19 protein-coding genes and 1 pseudogene are annotated in these 15,280 nt (G+C 60.9%); 11 read left to right on the top strand and 9 right to left on the bottom strand.

Annotation, left to right across the window (positions count from 1 at the left end; translation table 11 throughout):
• Positions 1–2 precede the first annotated feature (2 nt).
• The 8 genes from AB4N48_RS01025 to nrdR all read right to left on the bottom strand — a co-directional run bounded on the left by AB4N48_RS01025 (position 3) and on the right by nrdR (position 5,977).
• Entirely contained in the window at positions 3–506 is a 504-nt protein-coding gene (locus AB4N48_RS01025; RefSeq protein ID WP_039761886.1) for a phosphatidylglycerophosphatase A family protein, read from the bottom strand.
• Positions 503–1,468: a thiamine-phosphate kinase gene (gene thiL / locus AB4N48_RS01020; protein ID WP_423664950.1), complete on the bottom strand. Its 966-nt coding sequence runs from the start codon at positions 1,466–1,468 to the stop codon at positions 503–505. Before thiL ends, AB4N48_RS01025 begins: the two co-directional genes overlap by 4 nt.
• A gap of 27 nt (positions 1,469–1,495) precedes the next feature.
• A complete protein-coding gene (nusB, locus tag AB4N48_RS01015; RefSeq protein ID WP_024014489.1) occupies positions 1,496–1,996 on the bottom strand; it encodes a transcription antitermination factor NusB in 501 nt (166 codons plus the stop codon).
• The gene (gene ribH, locus AB4N48_RS01010) at positions 1,993–2,469 is read right to left on the bottom strand and encodes a 6,7-dimethyl-8-ribityllumazine synthase (RefSeq protein WP_003228649.1); all 477 of its coding nucleotides are present in this window, start codon (positions 2,467–2,469) and stop codon (positions 1,993–1,995) included. The genes nusB and ribH overlap by 4 nt, the downstream gene beginning before the upstream one ends.
• A gap of 90 nt (positions 2,470–2,559) precedes the next feature.
• Complete coding sequence (ribBA, locus tag AB4N48_RS01005; RefSeq protein ID WP_039761895.1) at positions 2,560–3,651, bottom strand: bifunctional 3,4-dihydroxy-2-butanone-4-phosphate synthase/GTP cyclohydrolase II; 1,092 nt, start codon at positions 3,649–3,651, stop codon at positions 2,560–2,562.
• 21 nt (positions 3,652–3,672) lie between these two features.
• Positions 3,673–4,335 (bottom strand): riboflavin synthase, encoded by a 663-nt coding sequence (locus AB4N48_RS01000; RefSeq protein ID WP_056790724.1) that lies wholly within the window; start codon positions 4,333–4,335, stop codon positions 3,673–3,675.
• A gap of 47 nt (positions 4,336–4,382) precedes the next feature.
• Positions 4,383–5,516 (bottom strand): bifunctional diaminohydroxyphosphoribosylaminopyrimidine deaminase/5-amino-6-(5-phosphoribosylamino)uracil reductase RibD, encoded by a 1,134-nt coding sequence (gene ribD / locus AB4N48_RS00995; protein ID WP_460094642.1) that lies wholly within the window; start codon positions 5,514–5,516, stop codon positions 4,383–4,385.
• Positions 5,513–5,977: a transcriptional regulator NrdR gene (nrdR, locus tag AB4N48_RS00990; RefSeq protein WP_007910946.1), complete on the bottom strand. Its 465-nt coding sequence runs from the start codon at positions 5,975–5,977 to the stop codon at positions 5,513–5,515. Before nrdR ends, ribD begins: the two co-directional genes overlap by 4 nt.
• A 128-nt stretch (positions 5,978–6,105) precedes the next feature.
• Between nrdR and AB4N48_RS00985 the strand changes: the two genes are divergently transcribed.
• The 3 genes and pseudogenes from AB4N48_RS00985 (at position 6,106) to trxA (ending at position 8,275) form a co-directional block, all read left to right on the top strand.
• Positions 6,106–6,570, top strand: coding sequence for a YbaY family lipoprotein (locus AB4N48_RS00985; RefSeq protein WP_024014493.1), 465 nt, complete (start codon positions 6,106–6,108; stop codon positions 6,568–6,570).
• Positions 6,567–7,220 (top strand): class I SAM-dependent methyltransferase, encoded by a 654-nt coding sequence (locus AB4N48_RS00980; RefSeq protein WP_460094641.1) that lies wholly within the window; start codon positions 6,567–6,569, stop codon positions 7,218–7,220. The genes AB4N48_RS00985 and AB4N48_RS00980 overlap by 4 nt, the downstream gene beginning before the upstream one ends.
• A gap of 182 nt (positions 7,221–7,402) precedes the next feature.
• Positions 7,403–8,275, top strand: a pseudogene (trxA, locus tag AB4N48_RS00975) (thioredoxin).
• Between the two features lie 4 nt (positions 8,276–8,279).
• Here the strand turns inward: trxA and AB4N48_RS00970 are convergent.
• Positions 8,280–8,639 carry a hypothetical protein gene (locus tag AB4N48_RS00970; protein WP_056790738.1) on the bottom strand — a complete coding sequence of 120 codons (360 nt, stop codon included), beginning with the start codon at positions 8,637–8,639 and terminating at the stop codon, positions 8,280–8,282.
• Between the two features lie 135 nt (positions 8,640–8,774).
• On the opposite strand from AB4N48_RS00970, the gene AB4N48_RS00965 reads away from it, so the two are divergent.
• The 8 genes from AB4N48_RS00965 to AB4N48_RS00930 all read left to right on the top strand — a co-directional run bounded on the left by AB4N48_RS00965 (position 8,775) and on the right by AB4N48_RS00930 (position 15,204).
• Complete coding sequence (locus AB4N48_RS00965) at positions 8,775–9,356, top strand: PAAR domain-containing protein (protein ID WP_252886871.1); 582 nt, start codon at positions 8,775–8,777, stop codon at positions 9,354–9,356.
• Positions 9,353–10,300 carry a CHAP domain-containing protein gene (locus tag AB4N48_RS00960; RefSeq protein WP_095181933.1) on the top strand — a complete coding sequence of 316 codons (948 nt, stop codon included), beginning with the start codon at positions 9,353–9,355 and terminating at the stop codon, positions 10,298–10,300. Before AB4N48_RS00965 ends, AB4N48_RS00960 begins: the two co-directional genes overlap by 4 nt.
• Positions 10,297–10,863 carry a hypothetical protein gene (locus AB4N48_RS00955; RefSeq protein WP_024014498.1) on the top strand — a complete coding sequence of 189 codons (567 nt, stop codon included), beginning with the start codon at positions 10,297–10,299 and terminating at the stop codon, positions 10,861–10,863. Before AB4N48_RS00960 ends, AB4N48_RS00955 begins: the two co-directional genes overlap by 4 nt.
• A 155-nt stretch (positions 10,864–11,018) precedes the next feature.
• On the top strand, positions 11,019–11,612 hold the full coding sequence (locus AB4N48_RS00950) for a DUF2796 domain-containing protein (RefSeq protein WP_460094639.1): 594 nt from the start codon (positions 11,019–11,021) through the stop codon (positions 11,610–11,612).
• Positions 11,613–11,751: 139 nt separating this feature from the next.
• Positions 11,752–12,462 (top strand): ABC transporter ATP-binding protein, encoded by a 711-nt coding sequence (locus tag AB4N48_RS00945; RefSeq protein ID WP_460094638.1) that lies wholly within the window; start codon positions 11,752–11,754, stop codon positions 12,460–12,462.
• 1 nt (position 12,463) lies between these two features.
• A complete protein-coding gene (locus AB4N48_RS00940; protein WP_071173729.1) occupies positions 12,464–13,729 on the top strand; it encodes an ABC transporter permease in 1,266 nt (421 codons plus the stop codon).
• An 11-nt stretch (positions 13,730–13,740) separates the two neighbouring features.
• Positions 13,741–14,259 (top strand): DUF3299 domain-containing protein, encoded by a 519-nt coding sequence (locus tag AB4N48_RS00935; RefSeq protein WP_460094636.1) that lies wholly within the window; start codon positions 13,741–13,743, stop codon positions 14,257–14,259.
• 246 nt (positions 14,260–14,505) lie between these two features.
• Positions 14,506–15,204, top strand: a complete 699-nt coding sequence (locus tag AB4N48_RS00930) for an OmpW/AlkL family protein (protein ID WP_150638354.1) — start codon at positions 14,506–14,508, stop codon at positions 15,202–15,204.
• The last annotated feature ends 76 nt before the right edge of the window (positions 15,205–15,280 follow it).

The raw sequence follows: 15,280 nt of genomic DNA, 5'->3' as shown, positions 1-15,280 counted from the left end.
AATCAGGCGAATACCCATACCAGCCCTTGCATCGCCAGCCAGGCGAACACACCGGCCAGCACGTCGTCGAGCATGATGCCGACGCCGCCATGCACATGCTTGTCGATCCAGCGGATCGGCCACGGCTTGAGAATATCGAAGAAGCGGAACACCAGAAAACCCGCGAGCAACCAGTACCAGCCTTCCGGCACCAGCCACAGGGTGATCCACATGCCGACCATTTCGTCCCAGACGATTCCTTCGTGGTCGTGAACGCGCAAATCGTCAGCGACTTTGCCGCACAGCCAGAAGCCGAACAGCATGGTGATGCCGAGCATCAGCCAGTAGCCCCAGTCGGGCAGCATCTGCCACAGCGGAATGAACGGCAGCGCCACCAGCGAACCCCACGTGCCCGGGGCTTTTGGCAACGTGCCGGAGCCGAAGCCGAACGCGAGGAAATGCCACGGATTGCGCCAGACCGAAGGAGGCACGAATTCGGCAGGAACCTGTTTCGGGTGATCTGTCACGGTGTCTCCTGAAAATGTTGGTAGCCGCGAATCTGCGGAGTGATGTCGCGTCGGTCGCGGTCCAGCAGCAGCACGCCCTGGCCCGGCAGCACTTGCCCGATCACATGGATCGGCCAGCCGTCGGCCAGCAGTGCCGGCAACTCGGCGGACGGCAAGGTGAAGGCCAGTACGTAATCATCACCACCGCTCAATGCCGCGCGCTCGGCACCGCGCTGGCCGAGAAACGCGACTAAAGCATCCGACAACGGTAAACGCTCGCGTTCAATCTCAAGTCGCACCTTCGACGCCAGCGCGATATGCCCGCAATCGGCGAGCAGGCCGTCGGAGATGTCCAGTGCCGCCGTGGCCTTGCCGCGCAGGGCCTGACCGAGCGCCAGTTGCGGCTGTGGCGACCAGTAATGCTCGAGCAGCGGCTGGGCGATATGCGCTTCGGCATCACGTTGAGCCAATACCAGCGGCAAGGCGCCGGCCGCATTGCCCAGTTCGCCGCCGACGCAGAGCAGATCACCGGCCTGCGCACCGCTGCGGGTCAAGGCCTGGCCAGCGGGTACGCGGCCGAACACGGTGACCGTCAGGCTCAACGGCCCGCGCGTGGTGTCGCCGCCGACCAGCACCACGCCGCAGCTTTGCGCCATGCGGTTCAAACCACGGGCATAGGCTTGCAGCCAATCGGCGGTTACCGTCGGTAAGGTCAGGGCAAGGGTGAAGGCAACGGGCGCGGCGCCCATGGCGGCCAGGTCACTGACCGCGACGGCCAGCGAGCGCTGGCCGAGCAGAAACGGATCGCAGGGGTCGGCGAAATGCACACCGGCCACCAGCGTATCGGTGGAAACCGCCAGCTGTTCCCCTGCGGGAACCGCCAGCAAGGCGCAGTCGTCGCCGATCCCCAGAGCAACGCCTTCGCCGCCCTGCGCACAAGGCGCGGCGGCGAAGAAATTGCGGATCAGCTCAAACTCGCCCATGGCTGAGAAAAAGTATTCAAGCGCCGATCAGCGCTTGAACGCCTTCACTTCAGCTTCACGCAGGCGCGGGGCCAGCTTGTCGAGCACGCCGTTGACGAACTTGTGGCCGTCGGTCGAACCGAACACTTTGGCCAGTTCTATACCTTCGTTGATCACAACGCGGTACGGCACGTCGACGCGCTTGAGCAGTTCCCAGGTCGACAGGCGCAGAACCGCCAGTTCAACCGGGTCCAGCTCTTCGATCGCCAGATCCAGGCAAGGCGTCAGGGCAGTGTCGATTTCGGTCTTGAACTGCGGAACCCCGTGAAGGATTTCACGGAAGTAGGCGCCGTCGACATCGGTGAAATCGTTATCAACGCGAAACTGCGCTTCGATCTCGTTCAGCGATTGCCGGGCCATGTGCCACTGGTACAGCGCTTGAGTCGCGAGCTGACGGGCTTCACGACGCTTGGCGCTCTTCGACGGCTTGCCGGCATCCGCAGGTTTCGGATCGCGTGGGTTGAAACGATCGCTTTCGTCGCTAATCACTTGGCCTCCAACTGCGCCAGCAGGCTGACCATTTCCAGAGCGGACAGGGCAGCTTCGGCACCTTTGTTACCGGCCTTGGTGCCGGAACGTTCGATGGCTTGCTCGATGGAGTCGACGGTCAGCACGCCGAAGGCGACCGGTACGCCGAATTCCATGGAGACCTGGGCCAGGCCTTTGGTGCACTCGCCAGCCACGTATTCGAAGTGCGGAGTACCGCCACGAATGACCGCGCCAAGGGCGATGATCGCTGCGAACTCGCCTTTCTGGGCGACTTTCTGCGCAACCAGCGGGATTTCGAAGGCGCCCGGCGCGCGGATGATGGTGATGTCGCTTTCGCTCACGCCGTGGCGAACCAGGGCATCAACGGCACCGCTGACCAGGCTTTCAACCACGAAGCTGTTGAAGCGGCCCACTACCAGAGCGTAGCGGCCTTTAGGGGCGATGAAGGTACCTTCGATGGTCTTCAGGGTCATTCGTCAGTTCTCTTAAAGAGCCGGGACGCGTCTGCTACGCGCCCCTCAGTGATTATTTGCCGCGAATCGGAGTCCGGAAACAGCCGGTCATTATTCGGAGGGCACGTATTCTACAACTTCCAGATCGAAACCGGATATCGCATTGAACTTCATTGGTGCCGACATCAAGCGCATTTTGCGCACGCCGAGGTCACGCAGGATCTGCGAACCGGCCCCGACAATGCTGTAGGTGGTCGGTTTTTTCGGCGCTGCCTGCTCGCCGGTTTCACGGATATGCGCCAGCAGCACGTCACCATCAAGCGGGTGACCGAGCAGCAGCACCACACCGCTGCCGGCCTCGGCGACCGCAGCCATGGCGGCGCGCAGGCTCCAGCGGCCCGGTTGCTTGACCATCAGCAGATCGCGCAGCGGATCCATGTTGTGCACGCGAACCAGCGTCGGCTCCTCAGCGCAGACAGTGCCCAGCGTCAGGGCCATGTGCACGTCGCCTTCCACCGAATCACGATAGGTCACCAGGTTGAATTGGCCCAGTTCGCTGTCCAGCGGCTGCTCGGCAATCCGCTGAACGGTACGTTCGTGGATCATCCGGTAGTGAATCAGGTCGGCGATGGTGCCGATCTTGATGTTGTGTTCGGCGGCGAATGCTTCGAGTTCAGCGCGACGGGACATGGTGCCGTCGTCGTTCATCACTTCGCAGATCACTCCGCTCGGCTCGAAACCGGCCATGCGCGCCAGGTCGCAAGCGGCTTCGGTGTGGCCGGCGCGAGCGAGGGTGCCGCCGGCCTGGGCCATCAGCGGGAAAATGTGACCCGGGCTGACGATGTCTTCAGCCTTGGCGTCTTTGGCGGCTGCCGCTTGCACGGTGCGCGCGCGATCGGCGGCGGAGATGCCGGTGGTCACGCCTTCGGCGGCTTCGATCGAAACGGTGAACTTGGTGCCGAAACCGGAACCGTTGCGTGGCGCCATCAGCGGCAGCTTCAACAGTTCGCAGCGCTCACGGCTCATCGGCATGCAGATCAGGCCACGGGCGTGCTTGGCCATGAAGTTGATGTGTTCGGCCTGGCAGCATTCGGCGGCCATGATCAGGTCGCCTTCGTTCTCGCGGTCTTCGTCATCCATGAGGATGACCATCTTGCCTTGGCGGATGTCTTCAACCAGTTCTTCGATGCTATTGAGCGCCACAAGGCACCCCCTTCTTTTGAATTATTTGAGGTAGCCGTTTTGGGCCAGAAAGCTTTCGGTGATGGTGCTGCCGGCGGTCTTTTCTGCAGCCTTGTCACCCAGCAGCAGACGCTCCAGATAACGCGCCAGCAGGTCGACTTCCAGATTCACCCGGCGGCCCGGCTTGTAAGAAGCCATGATGGTTTCGCTGAGGGTGTGCGGAATGATCGTCAGCATGAATTCGGCGCCATCGACTTCGTTCACGGTCAGGCTGGTGCCGTCGACGGTGATCGAGCCTTTATGGGCAATGTACTTGGCCAGTTCCTTCGGCGCGCGGATGCGAAATTCAACGGCGCGGGCATTGTCGCTGCGCGAGACCACTTCACCGACACCATCGACGTGACCGCTGACCAGATGCCCGCCGAGGCGAGTGGTCGGGGTCAGGGCTTTTTCCAGATTGACCGGGCTGCCGCTTCTCAGATCATTCATAGCGGTGCAATCAAGGGTTTCGCGGCTGACGTCGGCGGCAAAGCCGTCGCCCGGCAACTCGACGGCGGTCAGGCAAACGCCGTTGACCGCGATGCTGTCGCCGAGTTTGACGTCGCTCAGATCGAGCTTGCCGGTTGCGACGTGCACCCGCACATCACCGCCCTTTGGGGTCAGTGCGCGGATACTGCCGATGGATTCGATGATGCCGGTGAACATGGGGTTCTCCTTGAGAACGAGGCCAGCGCTAACGCAATGGCCGGGAATTATAAGCGGGCTGAAGGGACAGGGATCGCAGTGACTCGCCAGTCATCGCCCACCGCGCGGATTTCAGTGATTTTCAGCTCTGGCGCGTCTTTCATCTGCGCCAGCGGCCAGTCGAGCAGCGGACGCGCCGTGGAGCCGAGGAATTTGCCGGCAATGAAGATCACGAATTCGTCGACCAACCCCAATTGCGCAAAGGCACCGGCCAGACGCGGCCCGGCCTCGACCAGCACCTCGTTGGTGCCTCGATTGGCCAGTTCGATAAGCAATTGATGCAGATCGACCTGGCCGTCGGCACCCGGCACTATCAGGCATTCCGGGCCATTGGCGTATTGCTCCTCGACCGCGACACAGGTGGCGACCAGTGCCGGCCCGGCCTTGAAGAACGGCGCATCCAGCGGCACTCGCAGGCGGCCATCGATCAATACGCGCAATGGCGGGCGGCTCATGGCCAGCGCAGTTTGCTCACTGTCCAGACCGAGCTCGTCCGCGCGTACGGTCAAGCGTGCGCCATCGGCCAGCACCGTGTCGGCGCCGGTCAGCACTACCGCCGCCTCAGCGCGCAAACGCTGCACCGCCGAACGCGCCGCCGGGCCGGTGATCCATTGGCTCTCGCCGCTTTCCATCGCCGTGCGCCCGTCGAGGCTCATGGCCAACTTGACCCGCACGAACGGCAAGCCGAACTCCATGCGTTTCAGAAAACCTTGATTGAGCTTGCGTGCTTCCGCTTCCAGCACCCCACTTTCAGTGGCGATACCGGCCTCGGCCAGGCGCTGCAAACCGCGCCCGGCAACTTGTGGATTGGGATCACGCATCGCCGCCACGACCCGGGCAACGCCAGCGGTCACCAAGGCATCCGCACACGGCGGCGTGCGTCCGTGATGGCTGCAAGGTTCGAGGGTCACATACGCCGTCGCGCCCCGGGCCAGTTCACCGGCCGCGCGCAGGGCGTGGACTTCGGCATGGGGTTCGCCGGCGCGCTCATGCCAGCCTTCGCCGACAATCTGGCCGTCACGCACCACCACGCAACCGACCCGCGGATTGGGATGGGTGGTGTAGTGGCCCTTGCGCGCCAGTTCCAGCGCGCGGGCCATGAAATGCGCGTCGAGGATCGCCTGCTCGGCGGCGGTGGTCATTCTTTCACCGGTTCGCGGGCGAGGCGGTCGATCTCTTCGCGGAATTCATTGAGGTCCTGGAAGCGCTTGTACACCGAAGCGAAGCGGATGTAGGCGACTTCATCGAGCTTTTGCAGCTCGGCCATCACCAGTTCGCCGACCACGAGGGACTTGACCTCGCGTTCGCCGGTGGCGCGCAGCTTGTGCTTGATGTGGACCAGAGAGGATTCGAGGCGCTCGACGCTGACCGGACGTTTCTCCAGCGCGCGTTGCATGCCGGCGCGGAGTTTTTCTTCGTCGAACGGTTGGCGGCTGCCGTCGGTTTTGATCAGGCGCGGCAACACCAGTTCGGCCGTCTCGAACGTCGTGAAACGTTCGCCGCAGGCCAGGCATTCACGCCGGCGGCGCACCTGTTCGCCCTCGGCGACCAGACGCGAGTCGATGACCTTGGTGTCGTTGGCACCGCAGAAGGGACAGTGCATGGTGGCTGGCAACAAAAAATGGGAGGGCCATGGTAGCGCATCCCCGTGGCAAGACAAGCCATAGGCTTTGCGGTATACAGAACGGCATGATCGTCTGATCCATGGAATTCATTCTGCCGGAGCCTCCAATGCCGTTACGTCCGCTCGTTCTGCTCAGTCTTTTCAGCCTGCTGGTGGCCTGTGGCAGCGACGCGCCCAAGCCGCAACCGCCGACCCCAGGCCCCGCGCCGCAGCAGGCGCAGAAAAAAGCCAAAGAGGCTGCCGAACTCGGCCCGCTGCCGGCGCATCAGCGCGAATTGAGCGGCAGCCTGCAAGGGGTGCCGGCCGGCGCCGAAGTCGAACTGGCGCTGCTGGTGATCGATGAAAAGGACCGCCCACAGCAACTGCTCGCCAGTTCCAGCCTGATCGGCAACAACCAGATTCTGCCGTTCCACCTGCGGTTCAACCCCGAGGCGTTTCCGGCCGGCGCACGGGTCGAGCTGCGCGGTCGCGCCAGCCAGTCCGGGCAATTGATCCTGCACCTGCCGTCGCAGACCATCACTCAACCGACCACTCAGGCTTTGGGCCAGCTGCAATTCGTCAAAGCGCCATGACAGCACCGCTCGACCTGCAACAGGCCTTGGGGGAATTGCTCGGCGACGCCAGACTGAAAGCCTGCGCGTTGCCCGGCACCGATTTGCAGCTGTGGCTGATCGACGGTGACAACATGGCCCGCGAATTCAGCCAGGAAGAAACCCAGCGCATCCTGCATGAACCGCCCTATTGGAGCTTTTGCTGGGCCAGCGGCTTGGCCGTGGCGCGTTATCTGGCACAGTTTCCAGAGTGGGTGCGCGGCAAGCGCGTGCTGGATTTCGGCGCCGGTTCCGGGATCGCCGGGATCGCAGCGGTCAAGGCCGGAGCGCTGGAAGTGGTGGCCTGCGATCTCGATCCGCTGGCGATTTCCGCGTGCAAGGCGAACGCCGAGCTCAACAATGTGCAGATGAGCTACTCGACGGACTTCTTTGTCGAGGCCGATCGCTTCGATCTGATCCTGGTCGCCGACGTGTTGTACGACCGGGCGAACTTGCCGCTGCTCGACGCGTTTCTCAGTCGCGGACGCGAGGCGCTGGTGGCGGATTCACGGGTGCGGGATTTTCGGCATCCGTTGTATGAACGGATCGAGATGCTGGAGGCGATGACCCTCCCCGATCTGGCCGAGCCCGAAGAATTCAGACATGTCAGCCTCTACCATGCGCGGCGCTAGCTAAAAGCTTCGCGAGCAGGCTCGCTCCCACACTGGATCTGTGCCGTTCATAAATCCCCTGTGGGAGCGAGCCTGCTCGCGAAGGCGTCCGCCCATGCAACACACCTCTCGACCCGCCCCGCTTCCGGCCACCCCCCACCAAGCCTTATAGTTGCCCCATCCACGCTTTGACGAGATCCCCCATGAGTGAGCAAACGCCGTACATCTTCGACGCCACGACTGCCGATTTCGACCAGTCGGTGATCGAAGCCTCCTTCAACAAACCGGTGCTGGTGGATTTCTGGGCCGAATGGTGTGCGCCGTGCAAGGCGTTGATGCCGATGCTGCAAGGCATTGCCGAGAGCTATCAGGGCGAGTTGCTGCTGGCCAAGGTCAACTGCGACATCGAGCAGGACATCGTCGCCCGCTTCGGCATCCGCAGCCTGCCGACCGTGGTGCTGTTCAAGGACGGTCAGCCGGTCGATGGCTTTGCCGGGGCACAACCGGAATCCGCCGTGCGCGCCCTGCTCGAACCGCATGTGCAGATGCCGCCACCGGCCGCTGCCGACCCGTTCGAACAGGCTCAGGCGATGTTCGACGAAGGTCACTTCGCCTAGGCGGAAGCGGCGCTGGTGACCCTGCTCAATGAAGACAATACCAACGCCAGGGCGCTGATCCTTTACGCACGCTGCCTGACCGAACGCGGCGAACTGGGCGAAGCGCAAACCGTGCTCGACGCGGTCAAGAGCGATGAGCACAAAGCCGCACTGGCCGGCGCCAAAGCGCAGATCCAGTTCCTCGGCCTCGCCCGCGATCTGCCGGACGCCGCCGACCTGAAGAGCCGCCTGGCGCAAAATCCGCAGGATGATGAAGCGGTGTACCAACTGGCGATCCAGCAACTGGCGCGCCAGCAATACGAAGCGGCGCTGGACGCCTTGCTCAAACTGTTCATCCGCAACCGCAGCTACGGCGAAGGCTTGCCGCACAAGACCTTGCTGCAGGTGTTCGAACTGCTGGGCAATGATCATCCGTTGGTGACGGCTTACCGTCGCAAAGTGTTTGCGGCGCTGTATTAAGGCCTTACCCGATCCAGCTATAGAGCGGCGTATCCCCGCCGCTCGCCACTTTCACATCGGAACTGTGGCGCAAGCGCACGAGCAAACGCTTGCCCGCCACCGCACTGCCGGTCAGCGCTTCCAGTTGATCGAGCAGATCCGGTCCACTGAGTTGCCCGGCCTTACGCAGCAAGTCTTTGGCCACCTGCCACAGCGCATCGTCCTGATTCACCGGCTTCGCCGCCGGGGCCGACGCCACTGCCTCGGACTGCGCGACCGGCGCCTGCCCGCTCAGCGCCGAACCCAGCCTGGCCCAATCGCTGTCATCCAGCTCCACCGTCAAATCCACCGGCACCTCGCCGACCGTTCCGCGTATCCGCAACATCAAGTTCGCTCCTGCACTTTTCTGACCTGCATGCTCCCACGGGACTTGTGCAACGCCAAGTAAAGGGCGCCAAACACATCTGGTAATTCCCGGTTGATCGGCTAAATTAATCTCTTTTTGCGGGAAGGATTCCCAATGTCTTCAGGACGAAAACTGGCCTCTAAAGGAGGCCCGACCTCTACAGGTGGCGTGATACTTGAAGGAAATGAGAACCTCAATATCGAAGGAAGAATAATCGCTTCCATTGGACAACTCGCCAGTTGTCCGGTCTGTGGGCCTGGCAAAGGCCCCATCGTAGCAGTGGGTGAAAGAACGCTGATTTTACCTGCCGGACCAGCTGCGCTAGAGGGTGACTACGTCGCCTGCGGTTGTCCGCCCATGACCAATAAGCTGCTCACTCAGCAACACAGTGGTTTCGCAGGAATTGGCCGGCCCGCTCCAATTGACATGGGGCCACCGATTGCTGCCCTGACCTCTTATCGCTACTTGCAGGTCATCATCGAACGCCTTAATGACACGGAAAAGCCAGGTTTGGCTTACAAACTCAAGGACAAGGCGAAGGTTGCCGTTTTACAAGACAGCACTTGCAACCTCACAGGCGAAGGCTGCGAACACCCGGTAAAAAACGCTTCGGATTACGACACCCTGTTGGTAGGGGAAGATTCCGAATGGACTTTCTATGCCTATGAAGAGCCCCTGACACAGGATTTGTCATGAAATCGGAAATCAAACTCATCTTTAAAGACTTTCTGATGCAGCCACCGCCAGGCGTAAAATTTCAGCTGCTTATCGACGGTCAGGTCGTAGATGACAACATCGTTCAAAACGATGACAGGCCTCGCATTTATTCATTGATATCCAAAAACGGCCAGATCGCTATAACGCTCGCGGGCAAGGAACTACCGTCGATCAAAACCCGAGACACCCACGAAGTGACGGTTCAGATTGTGGGGAACTCCGGTACAAAAAAAGGTATGCACACTGCTACGTTGAATCCAGGGAAGTCTCTTTCGATCGTAGCGATATCACCGTGGGTAAAAGTCCCGCTAACGACCAGCGGCGCTGTCTCGAACGACGCATTCTACGAAGTCGAATATGGTGTGAAACGTACAAATGAAACCCGAACGGTGAAAGTCGTCATTCAGGACATGCCGCGCAGGATACTGATGGAGGCGCTGTCACACCGGGGATCAACACAGTGGGCAGGGAATAAAAGCAAAAAGTCGCTGCCACACCCTACTCTCAGCCAGAGCGTGGAATTTCCACCAAACACAAATAAATGCAATCTGTTCGTCTACGACGTGCTGACCGCAATTGGGGTCAACGTGGCGTTGATTGAACATGGCAAATCGAAATACCTGCCATATTTCTCCAAGGTTAGTCCTCCGCTCGCGGGTGAATGGGCGAATGGACAACGATTGCTTAACAGCTGGAAAGTCGAGCGCACGCCGTTGCCCGGGGACGTCGGCGCTTACGCAATGAATTATTCCGACGCCAGCGGCCATGTCGGCTTCGTTCTAACGAAGGGCGTATGCATTTCTGCAGGGTGGGAAAAAGTTGAAGTTAACGACGCAGGTTTTCGCCATGCGACCGGCAATGCAAATCCCAGCGACCATGACTTCACTATTTTCCGACGCTACAAACACAGCACGCCACAATGAAACGCCCTTATTCGCTCCTCCTCATAATTCCGTTTTTGCTCATCGTGGCATGGCGCATCTGGTTGCCTGCCGATCTTTCGGCTTGTCCCGCTGACGGGGAAACTGCAGGTCCACTGACCCTTGTTATTCGTGATTACTTTGAGCGCAATAGCCGGACCGACTGGCGAGACATGGATGATCGTTTCGACATACTTTCAACCCCCGAAGGCCAGAGCATAGCGAGTCAACCGAATTCACACACTTGCGAAGCATTGCGGGTACTGCAGAGTCCGGCGTTCAGTCAGAGTGAAAAAATCTTCACCATGGCACTTATGTTCAGACTGCCAATCGACCAGTACATGGCCCTGATGGATCGCAGTCATCAACTCTACACGCAGGGCAAAATGGATAAGGAGGTGCTGACTCTGGTGGTATTTCCGCGCGGAACAGCCATCAACTACTGGTGGCTTCCGGCTTGGCGACAGCGTTTCAGTCGCGATGCCCCGAGCGTGCTCGACGCAAATCTGATCAACGATGTCCTTTCGGGACACTATTGGTTCGACTATCCCGGCGCAGGCTTCTGATTCTGCAAGCATGACATTCAATCCCAGCACCGCCCGCGACCTCATCCCGGGCGGTGCTTAGCCATGTCTTGCGCAATCTCAAGCGCACGGGCACACTCTGCGCACTTTCGTTATAAGATTACATAACAAACTTTTCATTTTTCTAGGAGTCCGTCATGCGTCGTCTGTTGCTCGCTTTGCCGTTTGCCCTGTTGCCGCTGGCCGCTGCCCATGCGGTTGATGAGCACGATCACGATCATGAGCACGGCAGCCTCGGCGCTCACGAACATGGCGTGGGCCGGCTGAACGCCGCGCTCGATGGTCAGACCCTGGAGCTGGAGCTGGAAAGCCCGGCGATGAATCTGGTCGGTTTTGAACACGCCGCGACGTCGGATGCCGACAAGGCCAAAGTGGCCGCCGCTCGGGCGCAGCTGGAAAAACCATTGGCCCTGTTCAGTCTGCCCGCTGCGGCCGGTTGCAAGGTAGTGAGCCAGGAACTGGAAAGCCCGCTGTTCGGCGACAAGCCGGACGCCGATGATCACGACGAAGATGAAGCGGACAAGGACGGTCACGAGCATCACCACGACCACAGCGAAATCCACGCGCATTACCGATTCAGCTGCGCCACACCGGGCGCGCTGAACACGCTGAATCTGGCCAACATCTTCAAAACCTTCCCGGCAACGCAGAAGATTCAGGTACAACTAATCAGCGCGACCGGCCAGCAAGGTACCGAAGTGACGGCGAAATCGGCTGCGCTGAAATTCTAGGATCCACCGAAATCCCCTGTGGGAGCGAGCCTGCTCGCGAAGGCGGCGTGTCAGTTGACAGGTGGGTGTCTGACCCAGCGCTTTCGCGAGCAGGCTCGCTCCCACAGGGTTATGTGTTCACTTCATGAAAATCGGTGCCATGACCCAAGCACTCATCGAACTTTCCGACCTTGGCTTCAACTGGCCCGGTCACCCGCCGCTGCTGGACATCCCGGCGTTTCGTCTGCAAGCCGGCGAAACCCTGTTTCTCAAAGGCCCCAGCGGCAGTGGCAAGACCACCCTGCTCGGCCTGCTTGGCGGGGTGCAGAAGCCCAATCGGGGCAGCATTCGCCTGCTCGGCCAGGAGCTGACCGAGCTTTCTGCCGGCAAGCGCGATACGTTTCGTGTCGATCACACTGGCTACATTTTCCAGCAATTCAACCTGCTGCCGTTTCTCTCGGTGCGCGAGAACGTTGAGTTGCCGTGTCATTTTTCAAAACTGCGTGCGCAACGGGCGAAACAGCGCCACGGCAGCGTCGATCAAGCCGCCGCCACGTTGCTCGCCCACCTGGGTCTGAAAGACGAAAGCATCCTCAGCCGCCGCGCCGACTCGCTGTCGATCGGCCAGCAACAACGGGTCGCCGCCGCACGCGCATTGATCGGCCAACCGGAGCTGGTGATCGCCGACGAACCGACCTCGGCGCTGGATTACGACGCCCGCGAAAATTTCATTCGCCTGCTGTTTGCCGAGTGCCGCGAGGCCGGATCGAGTCTGTTGTTCGTCAGCCATGACCAGAGCCTGGCGCCGCTGTTCGACCGTCATCTGTCCCTGGCCGAACTCAATCGCGCCGCCACGTCCGCCGAGGTCTGAGATGTATCTGTTTCGTCTGGCCATGGCCAGCCTGGCCAACCGCCGTTTCACCGCATTGCTCACTGCTTTCGCCATTGCTCTTTCGGTGTGCCTGCTGCTCGCCGTCGAGCGCGTGCGCACCGAAGCCAAGGCCAGTTTCGCCAGCACCATCAGCGGTACTGACCTGATCGTCGGCGCTCGTTCGGGGTCGGTGAACCTGCTGCTGTATTCGGTGTTCCGCATCGGCAACGCTACCAACAACATTCGCTGGGACAGCTTTGAACACTTCGCTAACAACCCGAAAGTGAAGTGGGCAATCCCCATGTCCCTGGGCGATTCCCATCGCGGCTATCGCGTGATGGGCACCACCGAAGCCTATTTCGAGCACTACCAGTATGGGCGCCAGCAACACCTGGCGCTGGCCGACGGTCGCGCGTTTGCCACCGATCCTTTCGAAGTGGTGCTCGGTGCCGAAGTCGCCGAAGCGCTGCACTACAAGCTCGGCGACAAACTGGTACTGGCCCATGGCGTGGCGGCGATCAGCCTGGTCAAGCACGACGACAAACCGTTCACCGTGGTCGGCATCCTCCAGCGCACCGGCACCCCGGTGGACCGCACGTTGCACATCAGCCTCGGCGGCATGGAGGCGATCCACATCGACTGGCACAACGGCGTGCCGGCGCGCGGCAACGGCAGGATCAGCGCTGATCAGGCGCGCAATATGGACCTGACCCCGCAAGCGATCACCGCGTTCATGCTCGGCCTCAACAGCAAGATTTCCACCTTTGCCTTGCAGCGCGAGATCAACGAATACCGTGGCGAACCGATGCTGGCGATCCTGCCGGGCGTGGCCTTGCAGGAATTGTGGAGCCTGATGAGCACGGCCGAGAAAGCCTTGTTCGTGGTCTCGCTGTTCGTTGTGCTGACCGGGCTGATCGGCATGCTCACGGCGATTCTCACCAGCCTCAACGAACGTCGCCGCGAGATGGCGATTCTGCGTTCGGTGGGCGCGCGGCCGTGGCACATCGCAAGCCTGCTGGTGCTGGAAGCCTTTGCGTTGGCGCTGACCGGAGTCATCGCCGGACTGGCATTGCTGTACATCGGCATCGCCGCTGCGCAAGGTTACGTGCAGGCCAATTACGGTTTGTATCTGCCGCTGGCATGGCCGAGCGAGTATGAATGGACGCTGCTCGGTGGCATTCTGGCGGCCGCGCTGCTGATGGGCAGCGTGCCGGCCTGGCGCGCGTATCGCCAATCATTGGCCGATGGCCTGTCGATCCGTTTATGAGGATGTTCACCATGCCCCGCGCCCTGCTTGCGCTGCTGATGCTGGTCGCCCTGCCCGTGTTGGCAGCGGCGCCGAAAGACCTGACCTGGTCGGAAATGATCCCGCCGGACGCCGCGCCGGAAGTGCCGAACATGACCCCGCTGCACGACCTGTCGAAGATGGGCGACGCACTCTCTGCCGAGTCCGCGCCGGCGGCCAAGCAGGACATGCCCAACGCACCGGTAGTGAAGAGCCTCGACGGGCAGAACATTCGCCTGCCCGGTTACATCGTGCCGCTGGAAGTCAGCGAAGAGGGGCGCACCACGGACTTTTTGCTGGTGCCGTACTTCGGCGCCTGTATCCACGTACCGCCACCGCCGTCGAACCAGATCGTCCACGTGAAAAGCGAACTGGGCGTGAAGCTTGATGAGCTGTATCAGCCGTACTGGGTCGAAGGACCGTTGCAGGTGAAAGCCTCAAGCAGTGAGTTGGCCGATGCCGGGTATCAGATGGAGGCGGAGAAGATTTATGCGTATGAACTGCCGGAGTAATTCCCGGTAGTATTGTATTGTCCGCAGAGACCCCATCGCGGGCAAGCCCGCTCCCACAGGTTATGTGGGTGAGCAAAAAACTGACAAACAACGGGATCATTGTGGGAGCTGGCTTGCCAGCGATGGGGCCGAGATGAACGCCACAAAAAAACGGGCCTTCACTGTTTCATTGAGCTGAGTCAAAACACCGTATCAGACGGCTTCGTACCCTAGGACATCGAATTTTTATGTCCTTTCGGAGCCCCCATGAACAAGTCCTTGCTCAGCGCCTCGCTGTTTGCCCTCGCGCTCGCAGCCCCGCTAGCCCACGCCCACGAAGCCGGTGACATCCTTGTGCGCGCCGGTGCGATCACCGTCAACCCGAAGGCCGACAGTTCCAGCGTCAAGGTCGATCAGGGTCCGCTGAGCGGCACTGATCTGGGCGGCAAGGCGACCATGAGCAGCGACACCCAACTGGGTCTGAACTTCGCCTACATGCTCACCAACAACATCGGTATCGAGCTGCTGGCAGCCACGCCGTTCGAGCATGACGTCAAGCTCAAGGGCACCGCCCTGCCCGCCGCCAACGGCAAGCTCGGCACCCTGAAACACCTGCCGCCGACCCTCAGCGTCGTCTACTACCCGCTGGATTCGAAATCGGCTTTCCAGCCGTATGTCGGCGGTGGCATCAACTACACCTGGATCTACGACGAACACGTCGGCAGCGAAGCCAGCGCCAACGGCTTCAGCAACTTCAAGGCGAAAAACTCCTGGGGCCTGGCCTGGCAGGTCGGTGCCGACTACATGATCACCGACAACATCATGCTCAACGCCCAGGTGCGCTATATCGATATCGATACCCGCGCGACCGTCGAGAACAACGCCGTCGCACCGGGCACCCGTGCACGGGTGAATGTGGATGTCGATCCGTTCATCTACATGGTCGGTTTGGGCTATAAGTTCTAAGTCGATTTTTTACTGAACGTTCACGTGGTGGTGAATGAGGCTTGGTGGCGGGCAGGCACAGACCTGACGACGACCG

This window comes from Pseudomonas sp. S2_C11, from assembly GCF_054668395.1.
Note: the sequence above shows the minus strand (reverse complement) of the source record. Positions and strands in the feature narration are given on the sequence as shown.

What these genes read in the sequence shown, in the direction of transcription:
- AB4N48_RS00940 (WP_071173729.1), top strand. Translation starts at nt 12,464, where the DNA reads ATGTATCTGTTTCGTCTGGCCATGGCCAGCCTGGCCAACCGCCGTTTC.
- AB4N48_RS00970 (WP_056790738.1), bottom strand. Translation starts at nt 8,639, where the DNA reads ATGTTGCGGATACGCGGAACGGTCGGCGAGGTGCCGGTGGATTTGACG.
- AB4N48_RS00950 (WP_460094639.1), top strand. Translation starts at nt 11,019, where the DNA reads ATGCGTCGTCTGTTGCTCGCTTTGCCGTTTGCCCTGTTGCCGCTGGCC.
- ribD (WP_460094642.1), bottom strand. Translation starts at nt 5,516, where the DNA reads ATGACCACCGCCGCCGAGCAGGCGATCCTCGACGCGCATTTCATGGCC.
- AB4N48_RS00935 (WP_460094636.1), top strand. Translation starts at nt 13,741, where the DNA reads ATGCCCCGCGCCCTGCTTGCGCTGCTGATGCTGGTCGCCCTGCCCGTG.
- thiL (WP_423664950.1), bottom strand. Translation starts at nt 1,468, where the DNA reads ATGGGCGAGTTTGAGCTGATCCGCAATTTCTTCGCCGCCGCGCCTTGT.
- AB4N48_RS00980 (WP_460094641.1), top strand. Translation starts at nt 6,567, where the DNA reads ATGACAGCACCGCTCGACCTGCAACAGGCCTTGGGGGAATTGCTCGGC.
- nrdR (WP_007910946.1), bottom strand. Translation starts at nt 5,977, where the DNA reads ATGCACTGTCCCTTCTGCGGTGCCAACGACACCAAGGTCATCGACTCG.
- AB4N48_RS00945 (WP_460094638.1), top strand. Translation starts at nt 11,752, where the DNA reads ATGACCCAAGCACTCATCGAACTTTCCGACCTTGGCTTCAACTGGCCC.
- AB4N48_RS00930 (WP_150638354.1), top strand. Translation starts at nt 14,506, where the DNA reads ATGAACAAGTCCTTGCTCAGCGCCTCGCTGTTTGCCCTCGCGCTCGCA.
- AB4N48_RS01000 (WP_056790724.1), bottom strand. Translation starts at nt 4,335, where the DNA reads ATGTTCACCGGCATCATCGAATCCATCGGCAGTATCCGCGCACTGACC.
- AB4N48_RS00985 (WP_024014493.1), top strand. Translation starts at nt 6,106, where the DNA reads ATGCCGTTACGTCCGCTCGTTCTGCTCAGTCTTTTCAGCCTGCTGGTG.
- AB4N48_RS00965 (WP_252886871.1), top strand. Translation starts at nt 8,775, where the DNA reads ATGTCTTCAGGACGAAAACTGGCCTCTAAAGGAGGCCCGACCTCTACA.
- AB4N48_RS00955 (WP_024014498.1), top strand. Translation starts at nt 10,297, where the DNA reads ATGAAACGCCCTTATTCGCTCCTCCTCATAATTCCGTTTTTGCTCATC.
- AB4N48_RS00960 (WP_095181933.1), top strand. Translation starts at nt 9,353, where the DNA reads ATGAAATCGGAAATCAAACTCATCTTTAAAGACTTTCTGATGCAGCCA.
- ribH (WP_003228649.1), bottom strand. Translation starts at nt 2,469, where the DNA reads ATGACCCTGAAGACCATCGAAGGTACCTTCATCGCCCCTAAAGGCCGC.